We start from the raw sequence: 6,713 nt of genomic DNA on the forward strand, positions 1-6,713 counted from the left end.
GTCCCCCGACCTGATCAGCCGGGTCACCGATGCCGTGCTGGACGAGGTCCGCGAATGGCAGAGCCGGGCGCTGGATCGGATGTATCCCATCGTCATCTTCGATGCGCTCAGGGTCAAATCTGCGATGCCGACAGCTGCATGGTCAAGGACAAGGCCGTCTACGTGGCCCTTGGCGTTACCCGGGAGGGCGTGCGCGAGGTTCTGGGGCTGTGGATCGCCGACAACGACGGGGCCAAATTCTGGCTCTCGGTGATGACCGAACTGAAGAACCGGGGCGTCCAGGACATCCTGACCGCCATCGTCGACGGGCTCAAAGGCTTTCCAGAGGCCATCACCGCCGATGAGTTGGACGCCTTCGAGGAAAAATGGGCTGGGAAATACGCCTCCATCGCCCCCGCTTGGCGGCGGGCGTGGCAGGAAGTGATCCCGTTCTTTGACTTCGATCCGGCGATCCGAAAGATCATTTACACCACGAACGCCATTGAGAACCTGAACCGAGTGATCCGGAAATCCATCAAAACCCGTGGTTCATTCCCGACCGAGCAGGCCGCAACCAAGCTGATCTACCTGGCGATCAGGAACTTCGAGAAAGGAGGCAGGAATGTCCGCGAATGGTTTGCCGCCTGCAACCAAGTCGCTATAATGTTCGAGGAGCGCTTCAATGCGTGAACATATCTGAAACCCGCATGGGCCAGGCCAGATACACAGAGTTCATGACACTCCTGGCAAATCTGACTCAGCGCGGAATATGGACAAGTCCAAACTTGAAGCCGGGACCGTGGTCATCCTTGATAACCTCGCGACCCATCGCAATGAGGAGGCTGCCAAAGCTCTGCGTGCGCATGGCTGCTAGTTCCTATTTCTGCCGCCGTATTCACCAAACCTCAATCCCATCGAAATGGCTTGCGCCAAACTCAAAGCTCACCTTGGGCGCATCGGGCAAGAACCTTCACCCAAATGTTCAACGCCATAGCCGAAATCTGTGACCTTTTCACACCACAGGAAAGCTGGAATTACCTCAAGGCCACCGGATATGCGTCAGGTTAAAGGCGAAAGACATTAATACATTCGCGAGCAGACCCGGCCACGGGCGCCCGCGTTCAATTGGGTGTGAGGGCAGCGGGGACTGCGCAAACGTCTCGCAGCCGGAACAGGCTCTTCGGGGTCGAATGATGTGGTTTGCAACGAACTGGACCGGCACATATTCCAGCTCTTCGGTCACATCCTCTCCCAGCGTCTTCAGTGACCCGCCACAATGGGTGCATTCTTCAACCTGTGACAGGATCTGCTCCTGCCGACCCAGATGTTGGGGCGACGGTTTGCGACTGTGTTGCCGGGATAGCTTGCCTTCCTCTGGCTGGGTGACAGGGCTGGCTTGTGTCTCCGCTGCTGCCGTAATCTGCTCGTCCTTTTCGAAGGTCAGATTGGGCTGATCCAGGTACTCCGATTTTGAGCCGAACGGATGCCGGTTATGACCCGCCAACTGATGCGGGCGCTTCTCTATCAGCAACGCCTGAGATTTGACCTCAGCCGCTAGCAGCGTATTGGTGCGGCGCAGCTCAGAAGGTCATCAGACCCGATATTGAGGCCATTTAACACCGCCGATGCTTATACTGGATCAGTGAGGTCAGGTGAATCCTGAGAGAGATCAAACACCTGTGTTTATTGGCCTATCCCGTGCTCAGGGGTCGCCAGATCTTTTGCGGCATGCGCCAGTCGAACCCTTCTAGTAACATTAACAACTTGGTCGGGTGTCACGCTGATCTTGCCATCCTTTGCAGCAGGCCAGACAAACCGGGCCTTCTCTCCAACCGCTTGGAGAACAGACAGGCCCCTTGCTGATCCCACCAGATAATCTTCACCAGATCGCCACGACGGTTCCGGAAGACAAACAGATGACCGCTATAGGAATCTTCCGACAGCACTTTCTCCGCCTGTGCTGCCAGCGTATTGAACACCCGCCGCATGCTCGTCACGCCTGCCGCCAATCAAACCCGTGTATTTCTCGGCGCCTGGATCAATGAAGGATCTCTTTGAGCAGTCGCGCCAGAACATCGGGATCGGCCTCGGCGCTGATTCTGTACCCACCTGCCAGTTCAATCTCGATCAGGCCAGAGGACACTGATTCAATATTGGCCAGCATAGGATCAACAGACCCAAGGGTATCAGAACCAATCTTAACCGGCAAAAAGACCAGCTACGCCGATGCGTCGATCACGTCTGGGATAAATCGCGGGTCTTTCAGCCGATTGAAAATCAGATTGGCATTCACCGATTAACGTCGTGCAACCTGGGCTATAGAAACGCCCGACATAGATGCCTGATGGTGGACACTTAGACCCTCTCTATTGAACGCGTAAGTCAGACTGGCCGGACGGACACGAAAGAGTTGCGCTGCTCTCACCAGCAACTGCACCCTCAGACACAATCTCAACCAAACCAAGACCCGCGTGACTCGCAGTAATGCCGTTATTGCCCCTCACAACAACACCAGTCGTTGGAAAATTAATCACACCATCCTCATAATGACGGCCATAATACCATAATCGCCACCCGTCACAGCTCCAGTGCTTGTAATCGAAATCTCGCCATCACTATCAAGTCGTGTAAACATACCGTCATAGGACGTGCCCGTTACATCCGCTGCGGCCACCGTAATGGACCCATTCTCACGATGACACATAGCAATATCATCATAAGCCCCGGTAACAGCGCCTGTCGAGGTGACTGAAATCGAGTCATCGCCGTCACGGTCCGCAAAAACACCGTCTCTTCCCGCTGCGATGGTACCCGTCGCAGACACAGTTACATCCCCACTGCCCTCGGAAACAGCTGCAATTCCGTGTCCGCCCGCATATATGGAGCCATTGGTCTCGACAGTCACCGAACCACCATCACTCGAAACGCGTATATGCCGTCAGATTCAGCCTCTTGGGTCGTAATGGTGCCCTGCAAATGCGCCACAACCGCTGTGCCCGATGTTGTGTTGTCACCTTCGGCTTGTAATTCCGCATGTATCTCCGCAGCAAAGCTACCCTCGGTAGAGATATTCCCAGTCACCGCCCCCGCGCCGGACGCCACGTCGCCATCACCAGTGGCATAGGAGGACGTTAAAATCTCCTCTGCTTCCGCCGTGGTGATGGAAAACAGTTCACTCTCGCTGTTGGTTGTGTCGCTGAAAATGGTTATAGAACCCTTGGTGCATTCAAGTGCCCACATTGTCGCCGATGGTAAAACGTATCCCCGCCACATATTCCGCAGGAGCGACATTCCCAGCGATCTCGTTCACATGAAGCGTGGTGTAGCTGCCATCCTCAATTTCCGCTAGAATGCCATCAATAAAGCCTACCAAGCACCACAGGCTCAGAGCGTCCCGGAGGAGGACATACGGAACTGGATGCCGGGATAATCCCATTCATCGCGAAGCACCGTTTCCGTGAACTGCCAGAAGAATGTCTCGTCGGACCAGAGTTCGGTCGCGGAATGCGGGAAACCCAACCGGTTACCGGCCACGATGGCAAGAACCTCGAAGCCGCTATCAGAAAGCCCCTGCTCAACTGCCAGCCTGTGTCCCATCAGCGTGAGCCACATAAAAGCAATGTCGGGAACATTGACCCACGTACGGCGGCGGGCAACACGCAGAACACGGGCGCTCTGGAAAATATCTGCTCTGTAGCTCTCGCTGATTTCGCAAACAGGCGAGCCCGAAAGTACGTTATGCTGCGCCCGGGAGACCTCAAGGTCCAGCAGATCGATACAGGTGTTGCGCATGGTCTCGTTGAGAGTGCCATCTCCGTACAGTCTTGAAAGCGTCTTATTCGAACCGATCATTGTCCTTCCTCCTCCTACCACACTTTGCATGGTGATGAGGCACGAACCCAACCGTGCCATACCAGATTTCGGCAGTTCTGTTTTCCGAAACAGCCGTTGCAGAACGGTCCTTCGAGGTTTTGCCGTAAATTTCTTTGAAGGCCGCTTAGGTTGAGCATGCGGGTCGATTATCGTGCCAATTGCGCGAACTGCTGAATTGGAGAAAACCCGGGCATGAATTGGCCTTTTTGGGTCATGTTGACCAGATCAATCCCAGCCAGAGTGGATGTCGCTGAATCAAAAGACTTAAAACCCAACATCGGTCTGATCCGATGTTTGACGAACTGTGATTTCCGCATCGGGATTCTCCGCGTTGCCTGCCGGGCATACTACGGGAAAATTCTCACTTCCGCCGGTTCGGTTTCAGGGAAGCAGGTCGACGCTTCAGTGAGAAATCGCCGACGTGGTGATCATGTCCATACTCGGGAACGCAAGTTTACGTGAGGGCACCGTAGGGAAATCCCTTATGGATACTTATCTTGAAGTTCGGTAGAATCTATAATGCAACAAATGGAGTAATATAGTGCTTTTGGAGAACCTTGAGAATGCAATTGTGAGTAGAACGTTAAGTTTCGAGGCCAGATTAGTGTTGCTTTGCCAAAATCTAGGATTCGATCATGCATGTTATGCTCATTTGAATTTGAGAGCTGACATTATCTCGGGATTTTCCACTTGCCCTCCCCTATCGGTGTCAGAGTACATATCCCGGAAGTTACATAAAAACGACCCTGTCATCCAAAATGGCTTGGATTTCTCCGAGCCGGTTGACTGGGTGAAGTTCAAGAGCAATCCAAGCTACCGTACTTTCTTTGAGTTTCTGAAAGAAAAAGGCCTTGGGGAAAACGGTATCACGATACCGATCAAGGAGTCCCGATTTGAGACTGGCTTGCTAAGTGTAACTAAGACTTGCAGTGAAGCGGTATGGGCAGATACCGTAAAAAAAACCTTATTCGAACTGCGCAAAGAGGCAGAAAGTGTTCATCAAATGGCACTAACACTCAGTCCTATGAAAGTATTAGAATGATGTAACCTCGCAATGATTCCCCCGGTGAAGTGGTCCGCCGTTATGTTTAGGAAAACGGAGGATTCACGTTCGAAAACAAGCGACACAAACCCGTGGAAATTGTCACGAAGCTACGGCAGGTTGAGGTGCTTGTCGGGCAGGGAATGGCGCGGGTCGATGCGACCCGCAATGTCCGCATAACTGAGTAGACTTATTACACTGAGCAGACCTATTACCGCTGGCGCAAGCAGTATGGCGGTATGGGAACCGACCAACTGAGAAACCTCAAACGGCTCCAGAAGGAGAACGAGCGGCTGAGAAAGGCCGTGTCTGATTTGACACTGGGCAAGCTGATCTTGGCGGAGGCTGCAAAGGGAAACTTCTGAGCCCCGCGCGTCGCCGGACCTGTATAGATCACGCGCGAAGCAAGTTCCGGATCTCGGAACGTCATGATTGTCGGGTGCTGAGGCAGCATCAATCCACGCAACGCAAGCTGCCGAGGGGCCGGGCTGACGAAGGCAGATTGGTCGCGGACATGATCGAACTGGCTCGTCAGTATGGCCGATACGGTTACCGCCGGGTCGCGGCATTGCTGAGAGATGCGGGCTGGCAAATCAACGACAAGCGTGTGGAACGTTTGTGGCGTCGTGAGGGGCTGAAAGTGCCAATGAAACAACCGAAGAAGGGGCGGCTCTGGCTAAAGGATGGTTCATGCGTCCGGTTGCGCCCCGAGCGACGTAACCATGTCTGGAGCTATGATTTCGTTTATTGTCGCACAAATGATGGAAAGGTGTTTCGCACGTTGAACATCCTCGACGAACACAGCCGGGAATGCCTGATGATCAAAGTGAAGCGCAAGCTGAACTCTGGCGATGTGATTGATGCCTTGAGCGACCTGTTCATCCTGCGTGGCGTGCCTGCCTACATCCGGTCCGACAATGGCCCAGAGTTCATTGCTCAGGCGGTTCAAGACTGGATTGCAGCTGTCGGGGCTAAGACGGCTTACATCCAACCAGGAAGTCCATGGGAAAATGGATGCTGCGAAAGTTTCAACGCCCGTTTCAGAGATGAGTTCTTAAACGGGGAGATCTTCTACAGCCTGCGCGAAGCACAAATCCTGATCGAAAATGGAGGAAACACTACAACACCAAACGACCGCATAGTGCTCTGGGCTATCGCCCACCTGCGCCGGAAACCGTCGTCCCGATGGACCAAAGGTCAGTCATGCACGAGCAATCAAACTGGACCACTTCAGTGGGGCCGATCAGCGGCAGATACAGGAACCAGTACCCATGCGCGCGCAGAGTACTGACAGCTCCTCCACTACGATGGGTCGCGAGGTTATCAAGGATGACCACGGTCCCGGGTTCGAGTTCGGGTACCAGAATTCGGTTACCAAAACATGTTGGATGTAGTTCGCGAAAGCTTTTCCATCCATCGCGCCCTTGATGACCCATGGAGCGACCAGAGCATCCTGTGTCAAACCTGCAATGAATGTCTGTGTGACCCAGCGGCCAAAGGGAGTATTCATCTCTAGGCGCTGACCGCAAGGAGCGCGGCCCCGCAAGCGGGACAGATTTGTTTTCACAGAGATTTCGTCGATGTCAGGCTGTACCCGCATGGCAGGCATGCGGTGTTTGGTCCATTCCGTGCGCAGCCGCTTTACGCGGGCGCGTTTACGCTCGGTCGCGACCATTGTCTTTTTTGTATGTGAATCCAAGCTTGCGGAGAAACCACCCAATGGAAGATGGCTGGGCACCGGGCGGGAACCGTCTGATCGCTCATGCGCCGGCGGGCCGCTGGAACACACAGACATTCATTGCCGGATTGCGACACAACA

Annotated in this window: 8 protein-coding genes and 4 pseudogenes; 4 read left to right on the top strand and 8 right to left on the bottom strand. The window is 54.1% G+C overall.

The window, feature by feature from the left end; genetic code table 11:
* A pseudogene (locus ACR0DT_RS24555) lies at positions 1-669 on the top strand (transposase); the annotation flags it as partial.
* A 193-nt stretch (positions 670-862) separates the two neighbouring features.
* Complete coding sequence (locus ACR0DT_RS24560) at positions 863-973, top strand: hypothetical protein (protein ID WP_480713287.1); 111 nt, start codon at positions 863-865, stop codon at positions 971-973.
* 45 nt (positions 974-1,018) lie between these two features.
* Here ACR0DT_RS24560 and ACR0DT_RS24565 read toward each other — a convergent pair whose 3' ends face one another.
* The 8 genes and pseudogenes from ACR0DT_RS24565 to ACR0DT_RS24600 all read right to left on the bottom strand — a co-directional run.
* On the bottom strand, positions 1,019-1,510 hold the full coding sequence (locus ACR0DT_RS24565) for a transposase domain-containing protein (protein WP_480713280.1): 492 nt from the start codon (positions 1,508-1,510) through the stop codon (positions 1,019-1,021).
* Positions 1,511-1,670: 160 nt separating this feature from the next.
* A pseudogene (gene tnpB, locus ACR0DT_RS24570) lies at positions 1,671-1,988 on the bottom strand (IS66 family insertion sequence element accessory protein TnpB).
* A gap of 29 nt (positions 1,989-2,017) precedes the next feature.
* Positions 2,018-2,143 (bottom strand): hypothetical protein, encoded by a 126-nt coding sequence (locus ACR0DT_RS24575; protein WP_480713281.1) that lies wholly within the window; start codon positions 2,141-2,143, stop codon positions 2,018-2,020.
* A gap of 366 nt (positions 2,144-2,509) precedes the next feature.
* Entirely contained in the window at positions 2,510-2,884 is a 375-nt protein-coding gene (locus tag ACR0DT_RS24580; protein WP_480713282.1) for a hypothetical protein, read from the bottom strand.
* A complete protein-coding gene (locus tag ACR0DT_RS24585) occupies positions 2,881-3,219 on the bottom strand; it encodes a hypothetical protein (protein WP_480713283.1) in 339 nt (112 codons plus the stop codon). Before ACR0DT_RS24585 ends, ACR0DT_RS24580 begins: the two co-directional genes overlap by 4 nt.
* Positions 3,206-3,352: a hypothetical protein gene (locus tag ACR0DT_RS24590; protein ID WP_480713284.1), complete on the bottom strand. Its 147-nt coding sequence runs from the start codon at positions 3,350-3,352 to the stop codon at positions 3,206-3,208. The genes ACR0DT_RS24585 and ACR0DT_RS24590 overlap by 14 nt, the downstream gene beginning before the upstream one ends.
* Before the next feature lie 11 nt (positions 3,353-3,363).
* Complete coding sequence (locus ACR0DT_RS24595; protein ID WP_480713285.1) at positions 3,364-3,831, bottom strand: hypothetical protein; 468 nt, start codon at positions 3,829-3,831, stop codon at positions 3,364-3,366.
* A 167-nt stretch (positions 3,832-3,998) separates the two neighbouring features.
* A pseudogene (locus ACR0DT_RS24600) lies at positions 3,999-4,157 on the bottom strand (IS6 family transposase); the annotation flags it as partial.
* A 236-nt stretch (positions 4,158-4,393) separates the two neighbouring features.
* On the opposite strand from ACR0DT_RS24600, the gene ACR0DT_RS24605 reads away from it, so the two are divergent.
* On the top strand, positions 4,394-4,894 hold the full coding sequence (locus tag ACR0DT_RS24605; protein WP_480713286.1) for an autoinducer binding domain-containing protein: 501 nt from the start codon (positions 4,394-4,396) through the stop codon (positions 4,892-4,894).
* A gap of 143 nt (positions 4,895-5,037) precedes the next feature.
* Positions 5,038-6,079: pseudogene (locus tag ACR0DT_RS24610) on the top strand (IS3 family transposase); the annotation flags it as partial.
* Positions 6,080-6,713: the final 634 nt, after the last annotated feature.

The organism is Ruegeria sp. BI11, from assembly GCF_056538005.1.

Excerpts from the sequence above, each read along its gene's own strand:
- ACR0DT_RS24585 (WP_480713283.1), bottom strand. The coding sequence starts at position 3,219 with ATGTGGGCACTTGAATGCACCAAGGGTTCTATAACCATTTTCAGCGAC.
- ACR0DT_RS24595 (WP_480713285.1), bottom strand. The coding sequence starts at position 3,831 with ATGATCGGTTCGAATAAGACGCTTTCAAGACTGTACGGAGATGGCACT.
- ACR0DT_RS24575 (WP_480713281.1), bottom strand. The coding sequence starts at position 2,143 with ATGCTGGCCAATATTGAATCAGTGTCCTCTGGCCTGATCGAGATTGAA.